Here is a 21,325-nt window from a genome sequence, read left to right as displayed (position 1 = left end):
GTATTATTATACCATCTTGTTTTATCGCATTTTTGCAAAACACCTAACCAAACAGATTTATGGATTATTTTGTGATCATTGCCATTCTGGTATTTCTTTCGGCCTTATTTGGCTATATAAATGTTCGTTTTTTTAAGCTACCCAATACCATTGGGTTAATGTTGATTACCATTGTTTTTACATTGGGAGTATTTGCCTTGAGTTATTTTGATGATACATTGCTAAATGCTGAAAAGTACATCATAACTCAAATTGATTTTAAATCTATTTTATTGGATGTTATGTTGAGTTTTTTGCTCTTTGCAGGGGCTTTACATACTAATTTTGAACAGTTAAAAGTTCAACGAGGGCCAATATTGCTATTTTCTACATTGGGAGTCCTCGTCTCTACATTTTTGGTAGGAACGGCGGTGTTCTATCTGTTGCAAATTTTTGGTTTAGAGGTGAAGTATATTCACTGTTTGTTATTTGGGGCTTTAATATCTCCTACAGATCCTATAGCTGTACTCGGAATTTTAAAAAAAGCGGGAGTTCCAAAAAAATTAGAAACAAAAATTGTTGGAGAATCGCTATTTAATGATGGGGTAGGGGTTGTTGTGTTTTTGACAATATATCAATTTGCGAGTCCGTCTACCGAAACAATAACAGCTTTAGATGTTGTAGAATTATTTGGAGTAGAAGTAATAGGAGGAATTATTTTAGGTTTGTTACTGGGTTGGGTTACCTATAGATTGATGAAATCTATAGATGATTATGATATTGAAGTTATTATTACTTTAGCTACAGTAATGGTAGGTACTGTTATAGCGCAAAAATTACATTTATCGGCACCGTTAGCAATGGTTACAGCTGGTTTAGTAGTGGGTAATGATACGTTGCGTGACAGTTCAATGTCTGAAACCACAGAAACATATGTAGATAAATTTTGGGAATTGATTGATATTCTTTTGAATACGTTGTTATTTGTGTTAATAGGAATGGAAATGTTGGTCCTTACATTCAATATAAATTATATCATAGCCGGCTTGTTTGCAATACCAATTATATTGTTATGTCGTTATATTTCCTTAGTATTACCTATCCGGATCTTTGAAAAGAAACTAGATTTTGTTCCGAATACAAATGTTATTATGACTTGGGGAGGTTTACGCGGTGGCATCTCTATTGCTTTAGCACTAGGGCTTTCTGAAGATATGAATAGAGATTTATTTTTAGTAATTACATATGTTGTTGTTGTATTCTCCATTGTTGTTCAGGGATTAACGGTAGGTAAACTAGTAAAAAAATTAGCAAAATGATACCAAATAATTACACAGATTTTCAATATGCTTTAGAAGAAAGTAAACCAGATCACAGTTGGCCAGAAGGGTTACAGGCATTGTGGTATGTTGCAAAAGATGATTGGCAGAAATCTCATGCAATTGCTCAAGATTTACATACACCATTAGGAAATTGGATTCATGCCTATTTGCATAGAAAAGAAGGAGATGAATTTAATGCAGGATTCTGGTACAGACAAGCAGGGAAAACGTATCCGATAATTAGTTTAGAAGATGAGTTACAAGAAATAGTAGAAAGTACACTATAAAAAAAAGTCCCATTCAAATTAATGAATGGGACTTTGTAAATTCTAGAAAGTATATATTATAGTACTTTTACGTTTACCGCATTTAAACCTTTTTTACCTTCTTCTAGATCAAACTCAACAACATCGCCTTCACGAATTTCGTCAATTAATCCAGAGATGTGTACAAAGTGATCTCTGTCTACACCATCTTCAGTGATAAAACCAAAACCTTTAGTGTCATTGAAGAATTTTACTGTTCCTTTACTCATGTTTAAAAATTAATTATTAATACTTATAGTAAGGCAAAGATGATGCCAAATATTTAAAAAACTACCATTTATAGCGATTTTTTTGTGGGAAAATAAGATTTTTTATAGCTATAACTAATTTACGAAGTATAATAAGTTATATTGTTTTTTTAAAACAAAGACTATTTTCAGCTTCATTATAAGGACCGTAATTAGATATTTGTTTGTAAAAGTTTTTATGGTATAGTGCTATCGCTTCTAGCTGTCTGGTTCCTGTTTCTAAAATGCAAGTTGTGTATTTTAAATCTCTAGACCATTGTTCTAGTTCCTTTAAAATTTTAGAAGCCACTCCTTTTCCTCTAAAGTTGGGGGTTACATACATTCTCTTTATTTCTAGTGTAGAATCATTATAATGTTTTATCGCTCCACAACCAATAGGGATTTCATTATGATAAGCAATTATGACGGTGTTTAAACTTTCTATTCCGTTAAATTGATGGTAAAAATCATGTTCATCGCCATCTGTAGTTTTTAGATAAGCATCTAATTCTTTGGTTAAAGCAATGAAATCTTTATTCGTTGCGTCCGTTCTAGAAAAAATCATGGAATAGATTATTAAACGGCAATACTGATACCGTCAGCAGCCATATTTTTTTCGCGATCTAAATAGAAATCAATTCTACCTAAATTAATTCCAAAGCAGCCTACTTGGTTTACTAGTATATCATTTTGTAAACTATTTTTTACCACCGTTGGTTTTTCTAAAAATGTATGGGTGTGTCCGCCAATAATAAGATTTGTATATTTTGTAATTGCAGCTAATTTGAGGTCATCTGGTTTATCTGTATCGTATTGATACCCTAAGTGTGATAAACAAATAATAATATCACAACCTTCTTCTTCTTTAAGAATTCTTTCTGTGTCTAGAGCTATTTCAAACGGATTTAAATAACTAGTTTCTTTAAAAAGTTTTTTTGTGACTAACCCTGCTAATTCTATACCTAAACCATAAACACCTATTTTGATGCCATCAATAGTATAGATGTCATAAGGTTTTGTAGCGCCTTGCATGATGGTATTCGTAAAATCATAATTAGCACTAAGTAATTTAAAATTTGCATGTGGCAATTGTGCAAATAACCCTTCTAAACCATTATCAAAATCATGATTTCCTATGGTAGCAGCATCATACTTAAGCATGCTCATTAGTTTAAACTCTAGCTCGCCACCATAAAAATTAAAATAAGGTGTGCCTTGAAAAATATCGCCTGCATCAAAAAGCAATGTATTTGGGTTTTCCTTCCGGATGTTATGGACTAAAGTTGCTCTTCGTGCTAAACCACCAAGACCAGGAAATTCTGAATGACTACTAGGGAAAGCATCAATATGACTATGCACATCATTCGTATGTAAGATTGTGATCTTCTTTTTTATATCTGAAGTACAGGAATTTAAAGACAAACCGCCAAGTCCTATAAATGCAGAGGTTGCTGAAGTGTTGGTAATAAATTTTCTTCTATCCATATTTAGTAGTCTAATTTTATAAATCTGTCATCGATGATTGGCGCTATAGTATCTTTTTTGGAGAAATAATCAATCATTAAATTTCTTATTCTGTAATCTGTTTCTGTGAACGTTACGTTCTTTTTGAAGAAATCCATACGATCTCCACCATTTACCAAATAATCAGAGGTTGCAACGTAATAGGTTTTACTTTCATCAAAAGGTAGGCCTTGAATTTTGATAACATTGATGCTGTCATCTTTATTTAATATAATTTGTAAGCCTGCAATAGGGTGTGGTTTTTTAGAATTGATTAGATAGTTAACCATTTCAAGAACCGCATCACCTTTTAAGCCTACAACAACAATCGTATTTTCAAAAGGCATAATTTCATACGCTGTTCTAGCAGAAACATTCCCTGCTGAAATAATACTTCTAATTCCACCATGATTTAATAAAACAAAATCTAAAGTGCTTCCTGTTCTAGTTTTGAAAATTGGTCCTGCTAGCTCTAAAACAGCATCTGCCATTAAATTTCCAGCGGTAGTATTTAAAGCACCATCATTTTTAGCAATTGTTTTCGGAGCATATGCTAAGGTGCTGTCTAAAACTTCATTAATACGATCTCTATATGGAGCTACAAACTGTTCAATACTATCTGTAATTTTAATAGTATCTGAGATTTGTATTTGTTTGCCTGAAATTTGAGTTAACACTGGTTTTTCTTGTTTACAGGAAAAAAAACAAGTAATTGTTGTGATTATAACAATTTGTTTAATTTTTAAAATCATTTTAGTATGTATCTTCGTGTTATAATTGCTGTGAATATTATTTACATTTGTACAAATGTAAAAATACATGTTTTTAAAAGCTTTAAAACAAAAATTAAAACAAAAATCTGCTAGAAAGTACATGAAGCAGCTGTTGTCAATTCCTTTGGAGTGCACTAAAAAAGGACACGGGATAGCTTCTGTAGGATGTATAGTAGATTTAGATAAGTTTGAGGATGTAAATTTGTTTTATCAGTTGGTAGATGAATTTAAACTAAGACCTAATTCGGTTAAAATTATTGGGTATAAAAGTTTTTACGATAAAAATTCGCCGTATTCAACGCCTATTTTTTCTGATAAAGATTTAGGATGGAAAGGGACGATTGAAAATGGTTATGCATTAGAATTTTTTAGTAGAGAATATGATCTTTTGCTTAATTATTATTCAGAGGAACAGCTTTTATTGCAGTTAATGTCATTAAAAACTAAGGCAAGAATACGTGTAGGTTTTGGTACTGTTGATCATAAATTAAATGATCTCATATTACAAACACCTATTTCAGATTTTAGATTGTTTAAAAACGAATTAAAAAAATACCTTAAAATATTTAAGGAAATAGAATAGTATGAAGAATTTGTTTGGCACAGGAGTAGCGTTAATTACTCCCTTTAATGAAGATTTTTCTATCGATGTAACAGGCTTACAACGTGTGGTAGAATTTTGTATAAACGGAGGTGTTGATTATTTGGTGGTTTTAGGAACAACTGCAGAAACGGCTACACTAACTGCGGAGGAAAAACAATTAGTAATCCAGACGGTTGTTAAAACTAATGCGGGTAGATTGCCATTAGTTTTAGGTGTTGGGGGTAATAACACTTATGCTGTTGTAGAAGAATTAAAAACTGCAGATTTGTCAGATTTTGAGGCTATTCTTTCGGTTTCGCCATATTATAATAGGCCAACGCAAGAGGGTATTTATCAGCATTTTAAAGCAATTGCTAAAGCCTCTCCAAAGCCAATCATAGTGTATAATGTTCCAGGAAGAACAGGTAGTAATATGACCGCAGCAACAACACTTCGTTTAGCGCATGATTTTGATACCATTGTAGCGATAAAGGAAGCATGTGGAGATATGTCTCAAATTAATGAAATTATTCTAGGAAAGCCTGAAGGTTTTTTAGTAATTTCTGGAGACGATAGTACAGCATTACCTACCGTGTTAGCCGGTGGGGCAGGGGTAATTTCTGTCATAGGGCAAGGTTTACCAACGGAATTTTCTAAAATGATTAGACTAGGGTTAGAAGGTAAGGTTGGTGATGCTTATGAATTACATCATCAAATGGAACTAGGAATGAGTCTTATCTTTGAAGAAGGTAACCCAGCAGGGATTAAATCTATTTTTGAAACTTTGCAGATTTGTAGTGCAGTAGTTCGTTTGCCTTTAGTAGAAGCAACAAAAGAATTAAAGCAAAAAATTAGTAAATTTTTAAGTACTTTGACCAAAGTATCTGCTTAATAATACCGCGATACTTCTAATTTTAAGTTAAAAGTTAGCCAAAACATTTGTAAAAGGAGGACTCCACGTTATTTTAGCAATAGAAAATGTTTTTTAAATCCATTAAGAATAACTAATTTTGCAGAATGTTTAGAAAAATGCGACCTTTTTTAAGTCTCTTAGTTTTAACGCTTATCCTTAGTTCTTGTAGTGAGTACCAAAAAGTACTAAAGAAAGATGATGTTAAAGCAAAGTATGACATGGCTGAAAAGTTTTATGAAGCCAAAGATTACAAGCGTGCTAACAGGTTGTTAGAACAAATTACACCTAAGTATATAGGTAAGCCTCAAGGAGAACGTGTAATGTTTTTCTTAGCAGATTCTTATTATCAGATTAAAGATTATAATACAGCAGGATATCAATTTGAGCGATTTTTAAAATCGTATCCTAAGAGTGATAAAGCTCAGGAGTCAGGTTTCTTAGTAGCAAAGAGTTATTATATGCTATCGCCAGATTATTCTTTAGATCAAACAGATACGGATAAGGCACTACAAAAGCTTCAAACATTTATCAATACTTTTCCTGAATCAGAATTTATGCCAGAGGCAAACCAAATGGCTAAAGATCTTACTCAGAAAAAAGAGCTTAAGGCTATTGAGATTGGTAAACAGTTTACAAAGCTAGGAGAATACTATACTTTAGATTTCTCAATTTCTGCAGCAGCAGCCATGGATAACTTTATTTTAGATTTTCCTGGATCAATTTACAAGGAAGATGCACTATTTTATAAGATGAAAGCGTTATCTAATTTAGCATTGAATAGTACAGAACAAAAAAAGAAAGAACGTTTACAAGAAGCTAAAACGGCTTACAACACATTAAAAAAGAATTTTCCTGAAACGCAATTTGAAAAAGATGCGAATAACATGATGGAGAAGGTTGAAAAAGAATTACAAAATTATTCCAAATAAAAAACAGGTTTTATTATGAACATGAACGATTTAAAAAATTCAAAAGCTCCTGTTTCTACAGTGACTATCAATAAGAATGAATTTGATGCTCCTACAGGAAACATATACGAAGCAATCTCAATAGCTTCTAAAAGAGCTGTTCAGATTAACTCTGAAATAAAAAAAGAGTTATTAGAAAAATTAGAAGAATTTGCAACTTACAGCGATAGCTTAGAAGAAGTTTTTGAAAACAAAGAGCAAATAGAAGTTTCTAAATTCTACGAGAAATTACCTAAGCCACATGCTTTAGCAGTTACAGAGTGGTTAGATGATAAAATTTATTACAGAAATACAGAGAAAGACTTAAAGTAAAATGTTAGGCGGAAAAAACATCCTTTTAGGGATTACCGGAGGTATAGCCGCTTATAAAACTACTTTTTTAGTCCGTTTACTTATAAAAGCTGGTGCTAATGTCAATGTTATTTTGACAGATAGTGCCAGCTCTTTTGTTTCTCCCCTTACGCTTTCTACGTTATCTAAAAATCCAGTATTATCTTCTTTTGTTAATCAAATAGATGGTAGCTTGTCATGGAATAATCATGTAGAATTAGGGTTGTGGGCAGATTATATGATTATTGCGCCAGCCACAGCAAATACACTTTCTAAGATGGCTAATGGCACTTGCGATAATTTGCTTTTAGCAGCTTATTTGTCTGCAAAATGTCCTGTTTTTTTCGCTCCTGCGATGGATTTAGATATGTATGTGCATCCCTCTTCCAAAGCATCTTTTAAGAAATTAACCTCCTATGGTAATATCATGATTCCGGCTACTTCTGGAGAATTAGCAAGTGGTTTGCATGGAGAAGGTAGGATGGCGGAACCTGATGCAATTGTAGATTTTATAAAGAATTATATCATCAAGGGCTTGCCACTACAAGGAAAGAAAGTCTTGATTACGGCAGGGCCAACTTATGAGGCAATAGATCCTGTTCGTTTCATAGGAAATCACTCTTCGGGACTTATGGGTTTTGAAATTGCAAAAGCTGCCGCAAATTTAGGAGCAGAGGTTATTCTAGTTTCTGGCCCTTCCCATTTAAATGTAAGTCATGATTTAATTCAGTTAACTCGTGTTGTATCTGCAGAAGAAATGTATACCGAGGTCTTTAAGCATTTTGCAACTGCAGATATTGCTATTGCAGCAGCAGCAGTGGCAGATTACAGGCCTAAAACAGTAGCCGAACAAAAGATTAAAAAGAAAGCAGAAGATATAACCATAACCCTAGTAAAAAATAAAGATATTTTGTTTTCAATGGGGCAAGAAAAGAAACATCAGTTTTTAGTAGGCTTTGCATTGGAAACGGAAAATGAAATTGAAAATGCCAAAGGAAAATTAGAGCGTAAGAATTTAGATGCGATTGTACTTAACTCTTTAAATGATTCTGGTGCTGGTTTCGGAAAGAAAACAAATAAAATATCTTTTATAGATAAGAATTCTACGATTAAAGCGTTTGAACTAAAAACCAAGGCAGACGTTGCTAAGGATATTATGAATGAAATAATGAATAGGTTGCATGCGTAATTTTCTTTTTGTATTAATAGTTTTACTTCTTCCAATGTATGGTGGGGCTCAGGAATTGAATGCTGTAGTGACCGTGAATTCTGATCAGGTAGGGCAAACAAATCAGCAAGTATTTAAAACTCTAGAGCGTTCTCTTAACGATTTTGTGAATAAAACAAAATGGACGAATAGGACTTATAAAGAAATAGAACGCTTAAATGCGCGTATGTTTATTACTGTAACCGAATACCAGAATAATAAATTCAGTGCAAGTATTCAGTTGCAATCTTCAAGACCTGTTTTTAATACCTCTTACGATAGCCCTACGTTTAATTATAAGGACAATCAATTAAATTTTGAATACACAGAATTTCAGCCCTTAGTATTTAATGAAAATGTTTATAACTCTAATTTAGTTAGTGTCGTAGCTTACTATGTGTATATTATGTTAGGGATAGATGCAGATACTTTTGAATTAGAAGGCGGAACAGATTTTTACAGAAAAGCACAGAATATCGTAACACAAGCACAAGGAAGTAGTGCAGCTGGGTGGAGTCAAGATGCTAGTGAACGTACTCGTTTTGAATTAGCAGATAATTTGTTGTCTAATACTTTTAAAGAGTATAGAGTGGCTATGTATAACTACCATAGAAAAGGTTTAGATATTTTAGCAGATAATAATAGTACAGGAAAGCAAGTTATTTCGGGAACTATGCGTTTATTAGAAACATTAGTAAAGCGCAGGCCAAATGCATTTCTAATCCAGACTTTTTTTGATGCTAAATCAGAAGAAATTAAAAATGTTTTTTCAGATGGTCCTAAAGTAGATATTGTTCAGCTAAAAGAGACCCTCGCTAGAATTGCTCCATTATATTCAAGTACTTGGAATTCAATAACCTACTAAGGAGCGAATAGTAAAAGTAGTAGAGATACAATAAAATTGTATCGTAATTGCTTAATAGTTTCAAACTCAAAGAATATAAATTATCTTTACAGCACTAAATTTTTTTAGAATTGCTGAACTCACTATCAATACAGAATTACGCCTTAATAGATACGCTAAATGTGACTTTTAATAATGGGTTTACCATTATTACAGGGGAGACAGGTGCTGGTAAGTCTATTCTATTAGGAGGTTTAGGACTTGTTTTAGGAAAAAGAGCTGATTTAAGCTCGCTTCGTGATGAAACAAAGAAGTGTATCATAGAAGCCGCTTTTGATGTTGAAAAGTATCATTTGAAAGATTTTTTTATAGATAAAGATCTTGATTTTGAAGAAAAAACAATTATCAGAAGAGAAATTTTGCCAAGTGGTAAATCTAGAGCATTTGTTAATGATTCTCCTGTTACTTTAGATGTTTTATCAAGTCTAGGAGATAGGCTTATAGATATTCACTCTCAGCATCAAACTTTACAATTAGCAGACAATGACTTTCAATTAAAGGTGATTGATGCACTTGCAGGGAATGGTACTTTTTTAATTGAATTTAATAAAGGTTTATTATCATATCAAAAAACACAACGAGAATTAAAGAAGCTAATTGTATTTCAAGAAAATGCAACCAAAGAATATGATTATAACAGTCACCTCTTAAAAGAATTAGAAGTTGCGCCTTTAAAAGCAGGAATTCTAGAAGAGTTAGAAGAGCAATATGAGCAATTAAATAATGTTGAAATTATTGAAGAGCATTTGTCTAAAGGGCATTCATTACTGAATGATGAACAAATAGGAATCGTAACTTTATTGACAGAATTAAAATTAGCCTCAAGTAAATTAGCTGCTTTTGGACAGCAATTTATAGGTTTGAACGAACGTATAAATTCTGTTTTTATAGAAGTAGATGATATTTCATCAGAATTACAAACACTTCAAGAAAATTCTGAAGCCAACCCAGAAGTATTAGAACAAGTAAATACAAAACTTCAATTGCTATACAACTTGTTTAAAAAACATAGTGTAGGAACCATAGAAGAACTGATTGATATTAAAGAAAAATTAGCTGAAAGTGTAAGTGCTGCAGATAGTGTAGAATCAGATATTAAATCAAAGGAGAAAGAACTTCAAACGAAAGAGAGTACTTTAGATGATCTTGCTTTAAAGATTAGGAAAAAAAGAAATAAAGTAATTCCAGAATTGCAAAAGCAGCTTTTAGAAAGCCTGGCGCAATTAGGAATGCCTAGTGCTACATTTAAAATTGAAATTAATCCTTCTCCAATATTTAATGCATCGGGGAAAGATGAGCTGCTATTTTTATTTGCAGCAAATAAAGGGTCTAACTATGGCGATCTTAAAAAAGTGGCATCTGGAGGAGAACTATCTAGAATAATGCTAACGATTAAATCTATTTTAGCGAAATACGAACAATTACCTACTATGATGTTCGATGAAATAGATACCGGAGTTTCAGGTGAAATTTCTGGAAAAATGGGAGATATCATGAAAGCCATGAGTGCTAATATGCAAGTGTTTTCTATTACCCATTTACCACAAGTAGCTTCTAAAGGAATACATCACTTTAAGGTGTATAAAGAGGAAGAAGGTATGGTTACGCACACTAGAATGAAAAAATTATCTACCGAAGAGCGTGTTAGAGAATTGGCAGAAATGTTAGGCGGCAAAGATATTTCAGCATCTGCATTAGCTCATGCCAAACAATTATTGGGATAGTTTGCATTGTAGGGATTAAAATAAAACAATTTTCAAATAAACGAACCATTCAAATTTTAATATATTTGAATTTAATTAGAGGAATACTAAAACAAATAAAATGTCATACAACCTATTAAAAGGAAAAAGAGGGATAATCTTCGGAGCTCTTGATGAAAATTCAATTGCATGGAAAACAGCAGAACGTGTTCATGAAGAAGGTGGAACTTTTGTATTAACCAATGCACCAATTGCGATGAGAATGGGGCAAATAGACGTACTAGCAAAAAAAACAGGTTCAGAAATTGTTCCAGCAGATGCTACTAGTGAAGAAGACTTGGCTAATTTAGTAGCAAAAGCTACTGAAATTTTAGGAGGTAAATTAGATTTTGTTTTACACTCTATAGGAATGTCTGTAAATGTTCGTAAAGGCAGAAAGTATACGGATGAAAAATATGATTTCACCGCTAAAGGTTGGGATGTTTCTGCGTTATCTTTTCATAAAGTAATGCAAACACTTTACAAAGCAGATGCAATGAATGAATGGGGGAGTATAGTAGCCTTAACATATATGGCTGCACAACGTACTTTTCCTGATTATAATGATATGGCAGACAATAAAGCATATTTAGAGTCTGTTGCACGTAGTTTTGGGTACTTTTATGGCAAAGAAAAGAAAGTTCGTGTAAATACAATCTCTCAATCTCCAACACCAACTACAGCGGGTCAAGGTGTAAAAGGTTTTGATGGCTTTATTAGTTATGCAGAAAAAATGTCTCCTTTAGGGAATGCAACTGCTCAAGATTGTGCAGATTATACGATAACTCTATTTTCAGATTTAACGAAAAAAGTTACCATGCAGAATTTATTTCATGATGGAGGCTTCTCTAATACAGGGGTTAGTCAAGAAGTTATTGAATATTTCAGCAAATAAAATTTAGAATTTCAATCCAAAGCCATTCGTTTATTCGAGTGGCTTTTATGTTTATAGCTACTTCAAAATGAAATTAGATTTCTCCTTTATAGTTCCTGTGTACAATAGGCCTAATGAGATTAAAGAACTGTTAGAGAGTTTGGTAATGCAAACCTATAAAGAACCCTATGAGGTTGTTATAGTAGAGGACGGCTCCACACTTAGTTCAGAAGCTGTAATTGCCACGTTTGAAGATAAATTAGCTATTACTTATCTTAAGAAAGCTAATAGTGGTCCTGGAGATTCTAGGAATTACGGAATGCGTAAGGCACGTGGTAATTATTTTATTGTTTTAGATTCTGATTGTATTTTGCCTCCACAGTATTTAGAGGCGGCAAAAAAAGCACTTGAAAAAGATTATGTAGATTGTTTTGGAGGTCCTGATGCTGCTCATAAGAGCTTTTCGTTGGTACAGAAGGCTATAAACTATGCAATGACTAGTTTTCTAACTACAGGTGGTATCCGAGGAGGTAAGACAGCAGTAGATAAGTTTCAGCCAAGAAGCTTTAACATGGGGATTTCTAAAAAAGCTTTTGAAGCTACAGGGGGGTATGGCAACATACACCCAGGTGAAGACCCCGATTTAACGATTAGGATTTGGAATAATGGTTTCGAAACTAAATTAATACCAGAAGCTTATGTTTTTCATAAAAGGAGAATAGACTGGAATAAATTTTACATTCAAGTGAATAAATTTGGTATGGTAAGGCCGATATTGAATCAATGGCACCCAGATACTAAAAAAATTACGTATTGGTTTCCAACCATATTTTGTTTGGGTTTTTTATTGTCAATAATTTTTGCTTTTCTGGGGTTTAATTTTCCCATTTATTTTTATATTTTTTACTTTGTTTTGTTATTTTTAGATTCCCTATTAAAAAATAAAAACGCAGCAATTGCTTTACTTTCACTAGCAGCTGTTTGTATCCAATTTGTAGGTTATGGATATGGTTTTTTAAAATCAACAATCTTACTTAACTTTAGTTCAAAGAATGCGGAAGAACTATTTCCTAAGCTCTTCTTTAAAAACTAATGCGAATAATGATAAAGATTAAGAATAGTCTTCAGAAACGAAAAGTTAAAATCTTCTTGATTTTTCTATTCTTTTCAAGTATGTCATGGTTTATTAATAAACTAGCAGATGACTATACAGGGCGAGCGGCTTTTGATGTGGTATATACAAATGTGCCAGACAGTCTATTGTTTGTAGGAGCCTCAAAGGATCATATAGAAGTTAAACTTAAAGCAAGTGGATTTACTTTTTTAGGTTTTGGTTTTAAAAACAAAACGGTGACTATAGATGTGTCCAAGGCAGAAAAAAAGGATGATGTTTATCGTATTCCAAGAAGTGTTTATCAATTACAGATAGAAAAACAATTGCCACAATCAATGGAGTTCTTAGGGGTCGATGAGGGTGATGCTATTGTATTGGAAATTTATACGTTGAAAACAAAGAAAGTTCCTGTAATTGAAAGGTTGAAAATTAATTTTTCTCAAAATTTCATGTTAGATGGAGCGGTACTCTTAAGTCCAGATAGTATTTTAGTTAAAGGACCTGAAAAAGTTTTGAATGAAATAGAAAGTATTCAAACCGAAGTAAAAACAATAAGTAATGTTACTGAAGATTTTAGTGAAGAATTGTTGTTACAAACACCAGAAAATACAGACAACATCACATACCTTACGACTAAGGTCTTTGTAAAAGGAAAAGTAGTTAGATTTTCAGAGAAGATTATAGAAGTACCCATTAAGGTACTCAATTTGCCAGAAGATTTTGAAATTAAACTATTTCCAGATACGGTGAAAATAGTTTGTATGGCAAAAATAGATGACTTAAAAGAGCTTCAAGTGTCAGACTTTAATGTGGTAGCAGACTATAATGCAATTCAGGATGAGTCACAACATACTATTCTATTAAAGCTAGAATTAGCCCCTGATTTTTTAAGTAATATACGTCTCATGTCTAATGAGGTAAGATATATTTTAAAGCGAAAATGATGATTGTTGGTTTAACAGGAGGTATAGGAAGTGGGAAAACTACGGTAGCAAAAATGTTTCATGCATTAGGTGTGCCTGTTTACAATTCAGACATAGAGGCTAAAAAACTGATGAGTGCCTCAAAAGATCTTAAGGCTAAAATAATAGCGCTACTTGGTGAAGACTCCTACTCCGATAATGTGTTAAATAGATCATATATTGCAAATAAGGTGTTTACCGATCCAGCGTTATTAGCTAAATTAAATGCAATTGTTCATCCGGAAGTAAAAAATCATTTTACTTCTTGGGTCAAAAATCAAAAATCGTCCTATGTTATTCAAGAAACGGCAATCATATTTGAAAACTCTTCTGAACATAGATTTGATAAAATAATTTTAGTCACTGCACCAGAGAATCTAAGAATAGAAAGAGTAATTTCTCGCGATACTATTTCTATAGAAAAAGTGAAAGAACGTATTGATAATCAATGGTCAGATAAAAAGAAAGCTAAGTTGTCAGATTATGTTATCCATAATTTAGATTTAGAGAAAACTTCTTTTTTAGTCGCGGAAATTCATAAACAACTTCTTAAATTATCTTCTTTTACGTACTAATTTTAACATTTGTGTTAAGGTTAGGTTAAACGCATTAACTTCTATCTGTTAAATTTTTAATTTTACCGCAATGAATAGACGCTTATTTATTCTTCTTGTCATTTTAATGAGTGTTTCTCTAATAGGAATAATTTTTGTTCAAGGCTATTGGATCAAACAATCTGTAGAGGATAAGGAGGAACAGTTTACGAGTATGGTCACGGAGATTTTGAATAAAGTCACTGAGAAAATTGAAAAAAGAGAACTTGCGGATTACACAAGTGAACTTTTGAAAAATAGAGATAGTGCAGGTGGGCAGGCAAAAGCGCCAGATTTGCTAAAGAATATCTTTTTCATGGAAAGAGATATGAACTCTAATGAGATAACCTACTATTCACACGGTATATTAGAAGAAAGCTATAGTGTGCCATCAACGTTCTTTGACAATGATAATATTGGTTTTGGTTTAGATTCTACCATTCTAAAAAATTATACAAGCATCCGGAATAAAACTATTTTCAAAGAGGACTTTGGTTTAGACGGTAAGCCAAATATGTTAACACCTATTCAAAAATTAGAAAAAATTGGTGGGTTGTCTTCTATTGAAAAAGCTACTTGGGAAGATGTTTTCAAGGAGAAAGCAAAGACAAGACCTATTCATATTCGTGTAACACGACAGGAGATTGAGCTTTTGTTGGATATGGAACTTAAAAATAGAAATATAAATACGGAATATGAGTATGGTATTTATAGCAGAAGTTTACCAACCAAGGTAAAGTCTAGGAAATTTAAGTTTGCAAAGAGCAGTACGCTTTATAAGTATCCTATTTTTAAGGATTCTGATGGAGAGAGTAATTTTGCCTTACTGGTAACGTTTCCTGCAAAAAAGAAATATTTAATCCGGACTATTTTGCCAATGGCAATATTGTCTTTATTGTTCACTTTGGTAATTGTAGTAGCTTACACGAGTGCTATTTATCAGTTAATTAGACAAAAGCAGATATCAGAAATAAAGTCGGACTTTATTAATAATATGACGCATGAGTTTAAGACACCTATTGCCACAATAAATTTAGCAGTAGAAGCCATCAGGAATCCTAAGATTATAGATGATAAAGAAAAGGTAGAACGGTATTTAACAATGATTAAAGATGAGAATAAAAGAATGCATGCTCAGGTCGAAAATGTACTCCGGATTTCTAAGCTAGAAAAGAATCAGTTAGATATAAGTAAGGATAGGGTAGACGTACACGACATAATACATGATGCAATGGCACATGTTGAGTTAATTGTAGATGATAGAGGTGGCTATATTAATTTACATCTAGAGGCAGAAGGTAGCGAGGTCTTAGCAAGCGACTTCCACTTTACTAATGTTATTGTTAACATATTAGATAATGCAATTAAGTATTCGCCAGAAGCGCCTAAAATAGATGTATATACAGAAGTTGCGAATAATAATATTATTATAAAAATAAAAGATCAAGGTGCAGGAATGAGTAAAGCCGTTTTGAAAAAAGTTTTCGAAAAGTTTTACAGAGAGCATACCGGTAATATACATAATGTAAAAGGTCACGGGTTAGGGTTATCCTACGTGAAAAAAATTATTGAAGATCATCAAGGTGAAGTTTACGTTGAGAGTGAGAAAGGAAAAGGAAGTACATTCTACGTGAAATTACCATTAATATAAAAAAGAATTATGGAAACAGTAAACAAGAAAATACTTTTGGTAGAAGATGATCCGAATTTCGGTATCGTTCTTAAAGATTATTTATCTATGAATGACTTTGATGTTGTTTTGGCTAAAAATGGAATGGAAGGTTTTGAAAAATTTAAAAAAGATAATTATGACATCTGTATTTTAGATGTGATGATGCCTTATAAAGACGGATTTACATTAGCAAAAGAAATTCGTGAAAAAAATGAAAATGTTCCTATAGTATTCCTGACGGCTAAAACCATGAAAGAAGATGTGTTAAAGGGCTACAAAGCAGGTGCAGATGATTACCTTAATAAGCCATTTGACTCGGAAGTACTTTTAATGAAGCTTAAGGCTATTTTACAAAGAAAGGCTTCAAGTACTTTAGCTGATAGCCGTAAGTTTGAATTTACTATTGGTAACTTTCAACTAAATTCTAAACTTCGTTTCCTTAAATATAAAGATCAAGAGCCTGTAAAATTATCTCCAAAAGAGAATGAGTTATTGCGTCTTCTAGCTTTACATGAAAATGATTTGATGCCAAGAGAACTTGCATTAACTAAAATATGGAGAGATGATAATTACTTTACGTCACGTAGTATGGATGTATATATCGCTAAACTTAGAAAATATTTAAAAGTTGATGATATGGTAGAAATATTGAATATTCACGGTGAAGGGTTCCGATTAGTCGTAAAAACTACAGAGGAATAAGTACTGTAAATTAATACTATAAAAAAAAGCCATTTGATAAATCAAATGGCTTTTTTTATAGAAAAATATTGATGATACATACCGATATAAATCCCGTTAGCGCTAAAATAGTAGTCATCATAGTCCAAGATTTAAAGGTGTCTTTTTCAGATATCCGAAGGTATTGTCCCACAAGCCAAAAACCACTATCATTTACATGAGAAAAAATACTAGCACCAGAGGCAATTGCGATAACCAAACAAGCTAATTCTGGCTTGCTAAGTGAAGCTTCAACCAGAAGAGGTGCAACAAGTCCGGCAGAAGTAATCATGGCTACAGTAGATGATCCTTGTATGATACGGACAATGGCAGCGGTAGTAAATGCAAAAGCTAAAACAGGAAAACCTACATCACTTAATGATGAAGCCAATAACTCTCCCGCTCCTGTATTTGTAAGTACTTGTTTAAAAACACCACCCGCTCCTGTAAGTAAAATTATAGTTCCTGCAGGTTCTAATGATTTACTCGTAATTTTAAACAATTCATTTTTGCTCATTCCTCGTTTAATACCAAAGAAATACCATGCTAATAAATTGGCAATAATTAATGCGGTGAATGGATGACCGATTAATTCAATAAAATTTAATAGTTGTGGATTAATAGTACCAAGGACACCGCTTGTAATAAAAGTATTTAGAGGTCAGTAGCTAACTTCGTATCTTGATACTCAGTAAATATATTAAATTATGGATATTTTCAAGGGTCAAAATCTTCTAGAGTTCTCTGATTGCTTCAAAACGGACAATGATTGCAAAGAATATTTAGCAAATATTAAGTCTAAAACCCCTTTTAAATGTTCTAGATGCAATCATATAGCCTGTCAAACACGTGCTGATTTCTCTAGGCAATGTAATATTTGTAGACATACAGAATCCGCAACAGCAGATACATTATTTCACAAGGTAAAGTTTGGTGTTCGCAAAGCATTTTTTATTTGTTTTGAGATGGCTACAAGCACGAAAAGCTTATCTGCAAGTTATATGGGAGTACGTTACGGAGTAACAGAAAAAACAGCTAGACTTTTTATGCTTAAGGTCAGAGAAGCTATGTCTTCGAGTGGGAATAATCCTATGGACGGAGTTGTTCATGTAGATGAATTTGTTTTAGGGGGCAGAGAAGAAACAAAAGTTGGCAGAAGCTACAATGCTAAGAAAAAGAAGGCGGTTACAGCTGTTCAGCTTACAGAAGATGGAAAGGTAAAAAGAATGTATGCTATGAAAATAGATGATTTTTCAGCACAATCCTTACAATATATTTTTGTCAACCATATCAGCCGAAACGCAAAGATTACTACAGATAAATGGAGAGGCTATAGTCCTATTGCAAAGGCTTACGACATCACACAAATAGAAAGTAATGGAGGGTTAAATTTTAAAGCGCTTCATACAATGATACATCAGGTTAAATCTTGGATAAGAACAACTTATTCTTGGGTTAGTGACAATAATTTAAATAGATATTTCAATGAATTTTGTTTTAGAATAAACAGATCTCAAAGTAAAGCTACAATATTCAATAATCTTATTGTTAAAATGGTCAATAATGATAAAATCAATCAAGCTGAATTAATAAGTAATTAACTACTGACCTCTAAAAGTATTTAATAAAATTAGTAGTATTGGTGTTCCTATTATTCCTAATGTGATTCCTATTTTAGGTAGACTATCATGGACTGTACTCTCTGTTTCTTCAGGCGCTTCTACATGTATTTTAGTCGCTATGTATTTTCCGAAAAGGAGTCCGCTAACCAAGGCGGTTGGTATGCCTACTATGAAGCCTATAAGAATTACCCATCCCAATTCTGCTCCTATGATATCAGCTACAGCAATGGGGCCGGGGGTAGGAGGTATAAAGGCATGTGTAATGGCTAAACCTGCTAATAATGGAATAGCGTAGAGTAATAATGATTTTTTTGTTTTACGCTGTAAGGCGTAAATCATAGGTACTAAAATAATAAAAGCAACATCAAAAAATACAGGAATAGCGATTAAGAATCCAGAAATAACCATTGCAGATGGAGCATTTTTTAGTCCGAATTTAGAAATCATAAAATTAGCAATGGTTTTTGCACCACCAGAGCTCTCCAATATAGCGCCAAACATAGCTCCTAAGCCCACGACAGTTGCAACGAAACCTAGGGTGCCACCCATCCCAATTTTGACAGTATCAATAATTTCTGTAGCATTTAAACCCGCAACTAAGCCTACTGTAATACTACCAATTAATAAAGCAATAAAAGCATTGATTTTAAGCTTAAGAATTAAAAACAATAGAATAGCTATACCGAGTATAACAGCGAGTATCAGTTGAGTTTCCAATAGTTGGGTTGGTTTTTATTTAGTTGAGTTGTTTTTTTATTTCGGAAATAATTTCTTCAGGATTTAAATGAATAGATACGGTTATAACGTTTTCAGTAGCATCAGGAATTTCTAAGGAGTCAAACTGAGATTTTAAAAGATCAGCAGGCATAAAATGATCTTCCCTACTGTTTAATCTATTGTGAATAAGATCAAAGGATCCTTCTAAAAAAATGAAATAATGTCTTTTGAGATTAGTAGTTAAAAGAGTTCTGTATTTTTTTTTGAGGGCAGAACAAGCTATTAAAGCCCCTTTGTTACTGTTTTCTTGACCAATGCTATTTAGTTTTATCAACCAATCGTGTCTGTCTTCATCATTTAATGGATGACCAGCCGCCATTTTAGCAATATTTGCTTGTGGGTGAAAGTCATCACCATCATAAAATGGAATACCCCATTCTTTAGAAAGTAGTTTTCCGATCGTACTTTTCCCAGTTCCGGATACCCCCATTATATAAAAAATTACGCCGTCAAACTTGTTCATTTACTATTGTTTTCAATTTTATATACTACGTCAGAGATTTTCTCATCAAAATCTACCCAAGTAATTGCTGTTGCTTTACGAAACCAAGTTAGTTGTCGTTTAGCAAATCTTCTAGTGTTTTTTTTGATTTCAGAAATAGCGAAATCTAATTCCCAAATCCCATCAAAATAATTAAATATTTCTTTATAACCTACAGTTTGTAAGGCATTTAACGCTTTGTATTCTATTAGTGATTTTACTTCGTCAACAAGTCCTGCTTTAATCATAAGATCTACACGTAAATTAATACGCTCGTAAATCATTGCTCTATCTGCTTCTATCCCTATGGTAATTGTTTTAAAGGGTCTTTTGTTTTTATCTTTATTCAAAAAAGAAGAATAGGGCTTTCCTGTTCCTATGCAAATTTCTAAAGCCCGCACTAATCGGTGTGGATTATGAAGGTCGACTTTTTTAAAATAATCAGGATCTAAGTCTTGTAATTGTTCTTGTAAGGTAATAATACCCTTTTCAGCAAGTTCTTCATTCAGTTTTTGTCGTATGCTCTCCTCAACCACAGGAAAATGATCTAAGCCTTTAGTAACGGCATCTACGTAAAGACCACTCCCACCTACCATTATGGCAACAGTATTGGTTTTAAATAACTGATCTAGTTTGGTGGTAGCATCTCGTTCAAAATCACCCACAGAATATGGTTCAGAAATACTTTTGTGTTGTATAAAATGATGAGGAGCTGCAGCCAGTTCGTCTGTGGTAGGTACTGCTGTACCTATATTCATTTCTTTAAAAAATTGCCGTGAATCTGCAGATATTATTTCTGTATTGTAATGTTTAGCTAGAGCAATAGCGAGTTTTGTTTTCCCTATTGCGGTAGGGCCTACTACGGAGATTAAAGTTTTTTCCATTACAATTTACTTCCACAATTATAACAATGAGTTGCGTCGTCTCTGTGCCCCTCAGCGGAACATGAAGGACAAGATTGCGTGTTTACATGCACATAAGTACCTTCTTTAGCATTGGAATTTCCTTGTTTTTGTTTCCCAAATTCTACGGTAACTATTCCTGTCGGAACAGCAATTATACCATAACCTACTAACATAATAAGTGTTGCTATAAACTGTCCTTGTGGTGTTATAGGAGCAATGTCACCATAGCCCACTGTGGTAAGGGTAACAATGGTCCAGTAGATACTTATTGGGATGCTCGTAAAGCCGGCATCTTCACCCTCAACCAAATACATTAAGGTGCCTAAGAGAACAGAAACAATTAAAACAGCGAATAAGAAAACAATAATTTTTGCTCTACTTGCCTTTAAGGCACTTTTTAACTGTGAGGCTTCGCCCAGGAATTGCACCAGTTTCAATATTCTAAAAACACGCAATAATCGTAATGCTCTAATGGCGAGAAGTACTTGAGAACCAGCAAGAATATAAGAAATGTAAAGCGGAATTGTAGAAAGTAAATCTATAATACCGTAAAAACTAAAGATGTATTTAAACGGTTTTTTAATACTAGCTACTCTTGCTATATATTCAATAGTGAAAAAGATAGTAATAATCCATTCAAAAGCAAGAAGAATAGAATGGTATTTGGCATCTAGTTCTTTTATGCTCTCTAGCATTACAATAATTACACTGACGATAATTAAAATAATCAAAATAATATCGAAACCTTTACCCAAAGGGGTATCTGCTTCATATATTACTTCATGAATTTTATGTTTCCAACCGCTATCTGGTTTATGTCTCCTCAAA

General features: G+C 32.9%; 25 protein-coding genes. 16 read left to right on the top strand and 9 right to left on the bottom strand.

Translation table 11 applies throughout. The features are described from left to right. The first annotated feature begins 59 nt into the window (after positions 1–59). Both CELAL_RS21205 and CELAL_RS21200 read left to right on the top strand, forming a co-directional pair. Entirely contained in the window at positions 60–1,298 is a 1,239-nt protein-coding gene (locus CELAL_RS21205) for a cation:proton antiporter (RefSeq protein ID WP_013552961.1), read from the top strand. Further along, entirely contained in the window at positions 1,295–1,588 is a 294-nt protein-coding gene (locus tag CELAL_RS21200) for a hypothetical protein (RefSeq protein WP_013552960.1), read from the top strand. The genes CELAL_RS21205 and CELAL_RS21200 overlap by 4 nt, the downstream gene beginning before the upstream one ends. Positions 1,589–1,644: 56 nt before the next feature. Here the strand turns inward: CELAL_RS21200 and CELAL_RS21195 are convergent, their stop codons facing one another. From CELAL_RS21195 to CELAL_RS21180, 4 genes are all read right to left on the bottom strand, one after another. Further along, positions 1,645–1,836 carry a cold-shock protein gene (locus CELAL_RS21195; RefSeq protein WP_013552959.1) on the bottom strand — a complete coding sequence of 64 codons (192 nt, stop codon included), beginning with the start codon at positions 1,834–1,836 and terminating at the stop codon, positions 1,645–1,647. Positions 1,837–1,972: 136 nt separating this feature from the next. After that, positions 1,973–2,419, bottom strand: a complete 447-nt coding sequence (locus CELAL_RS21190; RefSeq protein ID WP_013552958.1) for a GNAT family N-acetyltransferase — start codon at positions 2,417–2,419, stop codon at positions 1,973–1,975. An 11-nt stretch (positions 2,420–2,430) separates the two neighbouring features. Beyond that, complete coding sequence (locus tag CELAL_RS21185; RefSeq protein WP_013552957.1) at positions 2,431–3,339, bottom strand: bifunctional metallophosphatase/5'-nucleotidase; 909 nt, start codon at positions 3,337–3,339, stop codon at positions 2,431–2,433. 2 nt (positions 3,340–3,341) lie between these two features. Beyond that, positions 3,342–4,034 carry a 5'-nucleotidase gene (locus CELAL_RS21180; RefSeq protein WP_316928341.1) on the bottom strand — a complete coding sequence of 231 codons (693 nt, stop codon included), beginning with the start codon at positions 4,032–4,034 and terminating at the stop codon, positions 3,342–3,344. 142 nt (positions 4,035–4,176) lie between these two features. On the opposite strand from CELAL_RS21180, the gene CELAL_RS21175 reads away from it, so the two are divergent. The 13 genes from CELAL_RS21175 to CELAL_RS21115 all read left to right on the top strand — a co-directional run bounded on the left by CELAL_RS21175 (position 4,177) and on the right by CELAL_RS21115 (position 16,694). Continuing rightward, entirely contained in the window at positions 4,177–4,713 is a 537-nt protein-coding gene (locus tag CELAL_RS21175; RefSeq protein ID WP_041557861.1) for a DUF6913 domain-containing protein, read from the top strand. A 1-nt stretch (position 4,714) separates the two neighbouring features. Next, positions 4,715–5,605, top strand: a complete 891-nt coding sequence (dapA, locus tag CELAL_RS21170; protein WP_013552954.1) for a 4-hydroxy-tetrahydrodipicolinate synthase — start codon at positions 4,715–4,717, stop codon at positions 5,603–5,605. 125 nt (positions 5,606–5,730) lie between these two features. Beyond that, a complete protein-coding gene (locus tag CELAL_RS21165; protein ID WP_013552953.1) occupies positions 5,731–6,555 on the top strand; it encodes an outer membrane protein assembly factor BamD in 825 nt (274 codons plus the stop codon). A 15-nt stretch (positions 6,556–6,570) separates the two neighbouring features. Next, a complete protein-coding gene (locus CELAL_RS21160; protein ID WP_013552952.1) occupies positions 6,571–6,906 on the top strand; it encodes a DNA-directed RNA polymerase subunit omega in 336 nt (111 codons plus the stop codon). Position 6,907: 1 nt separating this feature from the next. After that, on the top strand, positions 6,908–8,113 hold the full coding sequence (gene coaBC / locus CELAL_RS21155) for a bifunctional phosphopantothenoylcysteine decarboxylase/phosphopantothenate--cysteine ligase CoaBC (protein ID WP_013552951.1): 1,206 nt from the start codon (positions 6,908–6,910) through the stop codon (positions 8,111–8,113). Continuing rightward, on the top strand, positions 8,106–8,996 hold the full coding sequence (porD, locus tag CELAL_RS21150) for a type IX secretion system protein PorD (RefSeq protein ID WP_013552950.1): 891 nt from the start codon (positions 8,106–8,108) through the stop codon (positions 8,994–8,996). The genes coaBC and porD overlap by 8 nt, the downstream gene beginning before the upstream one ends. A gap of 110 nt (positions 8,997–9,106) precedes the next feature. Further along, positions 9,107–10,759: a DNA repair protein RecN gene (gene recN, locus CELAL_RS21145; protein ID WP_013552949.1), complete on the top strand. Its 1,653-nt coding sequence runs from the start codon at positions 9,107–9,109 to the stop codon at positions 10,757–10,759. A 100-nt stretch (positions 10,760–10,859) separates the two neighbouring features. After that, the gene (locus CELAL_RS21140; protein ID WP_013552948.1) at positions 10,860–11,672 is read left to right on the top strand and encodes an enoyl-ACP reductase FabI; all 813 of its coding nucleotides are present in this window, start codon (positions 10,860–10,862) and stop codon (positions 11,670–11,672) included. Positions 11,673–11,739: 67 nt separating this feature from the next. Next, the gene (locus tag CELAL_RS21135; RefSeq protein WP_013552947.1) at positions 11,740–12,744 is read left to right on the top strand and encodes a glycosyltransferase; all 1,005 of its coding nucleotides are present in this window, start codon (positions 11,740–11,742) and stop codon (positions 12,742–12,744) included. An 8-nt stretch (positions 12,745–12,752) separates the two neighbouring features. Further along, complete coding sequence (locus CELAL_RS21130; protein WP_169311415.1) at positions 12,753–13,709, top strand: CdaR family protein; 957 nt, start codon at positions 12,753–12,755, stop codon at positions 13,707–13,709. Then, entirely contained in the window at positions 13,706–14,302 is a 597-nt protein-coding gene (coaE, locus tag CELAL_RS21125; protein WP_013552945.1) for a dephospho-CoA kinase, read from the top strand. Before CELAL_RS21130 ends, coaE begins: the two co-directional genes overlap by 4 nt. Positions 14,303–14,372: 70 nt before the next feature. Beyond that, positions 14,373–15,971, top strand: coding sequence for a sensor histidine kinase (locus CELAL_RS21120; protein ID WP_013552944.1), 1,599 nt, complete (start codon positions 14,373–14,375; stop codon positions 15,969–15,971). Between the two features lie 9 nt (positions 15,972–15,980). Then, positions 15,981–16,694, top strand: coding sequence for a response regulator transcription factor (locus CELAL_RS21115; RefSeq protein WP_013552943.1), 714 nt, complete (start codon positions 15,981–15,983; stop codon positions 16,692–16,694). Positions 16,695–16,749: 55 nt separating this feature from the next. Here CELAL_RS21115 and CELAL_RS21110 read toward each other — a convergent pair whose 3' ends face one another. Continuing rightward, the gene (locus CELAL_RS21110; protein WP_407636756.1) at positions 16,750–17,334 is read right to left on the bottom strand and encodes a GntT/GntP/DsdX family permease; all 585 of its coding nucleotides are present in this window, start codon (positions 17,332–17,334) and stop codon (positions 16,750–16,752) included. Positions 17,335–17,419: 85 nt separating this feature from the next. Between CELAL_RS21110 and CELAL_RS21105 the strand changes: the two genes are divergently transcribed. Continuing rightward, entirely contained in the window at positions 17,420–18,313 is an 894-nt protein-coding gene (locus tag CELAL_RS21105) for an IS1595-like element ISCal1 family transposase (protein WP_013548995.1), read from the top strand. Here CELAL_RS21105 and CELAL_RS21100 read toward each other — a convergent pair whose 3' ends face one another. Genes CELAL_RS21100 through CELAL_RS21085 form a run of 4 tightly spaced genes read right to left on the bottom strand, consistent with a single transcriptional unit; the run spans position 18,314 to position 21,324 of the window. After that, complete coding sequence (locus CELAL_RS21100) at positions 18,314–19,051, bottom strand: GntP family permease (RefSeq protein ID WP_083807812.1); 738 nt, start codon at positions 19,049–19,051, stop codon at positions 18,314–18,316. Positions 19,052–19,070: 19 nt separating this feature from the next. Continuing rightward, positions 19,071–19,574, bottom strand: coding sequence for a gluconokinase (locus tag CELAL_RS21095; RefSeq protein WP_013552942.1), 504 nt, complete (start codon positions 19,572–19,574; stop codon positions 19,071–19,073). Beyond that, positions 19,571–20,476 carry a tRNA (adenosine(37)-N6)-dimethylallyltransferase MiaA gene (gene miaA / locus CELAL_RS21090; RefSeq protein WP_013552941.1) on the bottom strand — a complete coding sequence of 302 codons (906 nt, stop codon included), beginning with the start codon at positions 20,474–20,476 and terminating at the stop codon, positions 19,571–19,573. The genes CELAL_RS21095 and miaA overlap by 4 nt, the downstream gene beginning before the upstream one ends. Continuing rightward, positions 20,476–21,324 carry an ion transporter gene (locus CELAL_RS21085; protein WP_013552940.1) on the bottom strand — a complete coding sequence of 283 codons (849 nt, stop codon included), beginning with the start codon at positions 21,322–21,324 and terminating at the stop codon, positions 20,476–20,478. Before CELAL_RS21085 ends, miaA begins: the two co-directional genes overlap by 1 nt. Position 21,325 lies beyond the last annotated feature (1 nt).

The sequence above is a fragment of the Cellulophaga algicola DSM 14237 genome (genome assembly GCF_000186265.1).
Lineage (GTDB): Bacteria > Bacteroidota > Bacteroidia > Flavobacteriales > Flavobacteriaceae > Cellulophaga > Cellulophaga algicola.
The sequence above is the reverse complement of the archived record's forward strand: the minus strand, read 5'-3'. Positions and strand labels throughout refer to the sequence as shown.

What these genes read in the sequence shown, in the direction of transcription:
- CELAL_RS21205 (WP_013552961.1), top strand. Translation starts at nt 60, where the DNA reads ATGGATTATTTTGTGATCATTGCCATTCTGGTATTTCTTTCGGCCTTA.
- CELAL_RS21200 (WP_013552960.1), top strand. Translation starts at nt 1,295, where the DNA reads ATGATACCAAATAATTACACAGATTTTCAATATGCTTTAGAAGAAAGT.
- CELAL_RS21195 (WP_013552959.1), bottom strand. Translation starts at nt 1,836, where the DNA reads ATGAGTAAAGGAACAGTAAAATTCTTCAATGACACTAAAGGTTTTGGT.
- CELAL_RS21190 (WP_013552958.1), bottom strand. Translation starts at nt 2,419, where the DNA reads ATGATTTTTTCTAGAACGGACGCAACGAATAAAGATTTCATTGCTTTA.
- CELAL_RS21185 (WP_013552957.1), bottom strand. Translation starts at nt 3,339, where the DNA reads ATGGATAGAAGAAAATTTATTACCAACACTTCAGCAACCTCTGCATTT.
- CELAL_RS21175 (WP_041557861.1), top strand. Translation starts at nt 4,177, where the DNA reads ATGTTTTTAAAAGCTTTAAAACAAAAATTAAAACAAAAATCTGCTAGA.
- dapA (WP_013552954.1), top strand. Translation starts at nt 4,715, where the DNA reads ATGAAGAATTTGTTTGGCACAGGAGTAGCGTTAATTACTCCCTTTAAT.
- CELAL_RS21165 (WP_013552953.1), top strand. Translation starts at nt 5,731, where the DNA reads ATGTTTAGAAAAATGCGACCTTTTTTAAGTCTCTTAGTTTTAACGCTT.
- CELAL_RS21160 (WP_013552952.1), top strand. Translation starts at nt 6,571, where the DNA reads ATGAACATGAACGATTTAAAAAATTCAAAAGCTCCTGTTTCTACAGTG.
- coaBC (WP_013552951.1), top strand. Translation starts at nt 6,908, where the DNA reads ATGTTAGGCGGAAAAAACATCCTTTTAGGGATTACCGGAGGTATAGCC.
- porD (WP_013552950.1), top strand. Translation starts at nt 8,106, where the DNA reads ATGCGTAATTTTCTTTTTGTATTAATAGTTTTACTTCTTCCAATGTAT.
- CELAL_RS21140 (WP_013552948.1), top strand. Translation starts at nt 10,860, where the DNA reads ATGTCATACAACCTATTAAAAGGAAAAAGAGGGATAATCTTCGGAGCT.
- CELAL_RS21135 (WP_013552947.1), top strand. Translation starts at nt 11,740, where the DNA reads ATGAAATTAGATTTCTCCTTTATAGTTCCTGTGTACAATAGGCCTAAT.
- CELAL_RS21130 (WP_169311415.1), top strand. Translation starts at nt 12,753, where the DNA reads ATGATAAAGATTAAGAATAGTCTTCAGAAACGAAAAGTTAAAATCTTC.
- coaE (WP_013552945.1), top strand. Translation starts at nt 13,706, where the DNA reads ATGATGATTGTTGGTTTAACAGGAGGTATAGGAAGTGGGAAAACTACG.
- CELAL_RS21120 (WP_013552944.1), top strand. Translation starts at nt 14,373, where the DNA reads ATGAATAGACGCTTATTTATTCTTCTTGTCATTTTAATGAGTGTTTCT.
- CELAL_RS21115 (WP_013552943.1), top strand. Translation starts at nt 15,981, where the DNA reads ATGGAAACAGTAAACAAGAAAATACTTTTGGTAGAAGATGATCCGAAT.
- CELAL_RS21105 (WP_013548995.1), top strand. Translation starts at nt 17,420, where the DNA reads ATGGATATTTTCAAGGGTCAAAATCTTCTAGAGTTCTCTGATTGCTTC.
- CELAL_RS21095 (WP_013552942.1), bottom strand. Translation starts at nt 19,574, where the DNA reads ATGAACAAGTTTGACGGCGTAATTTTTTATATAATGGGGGTATCCGGA.
- miaA (WP_013552941.1), bottom strand. Translation starts at nt 20,476, where the DNA reads ATGGAAAAAACTTTAATCTCCGTAGTAGGCCCTACCGCAATAGGGAAA.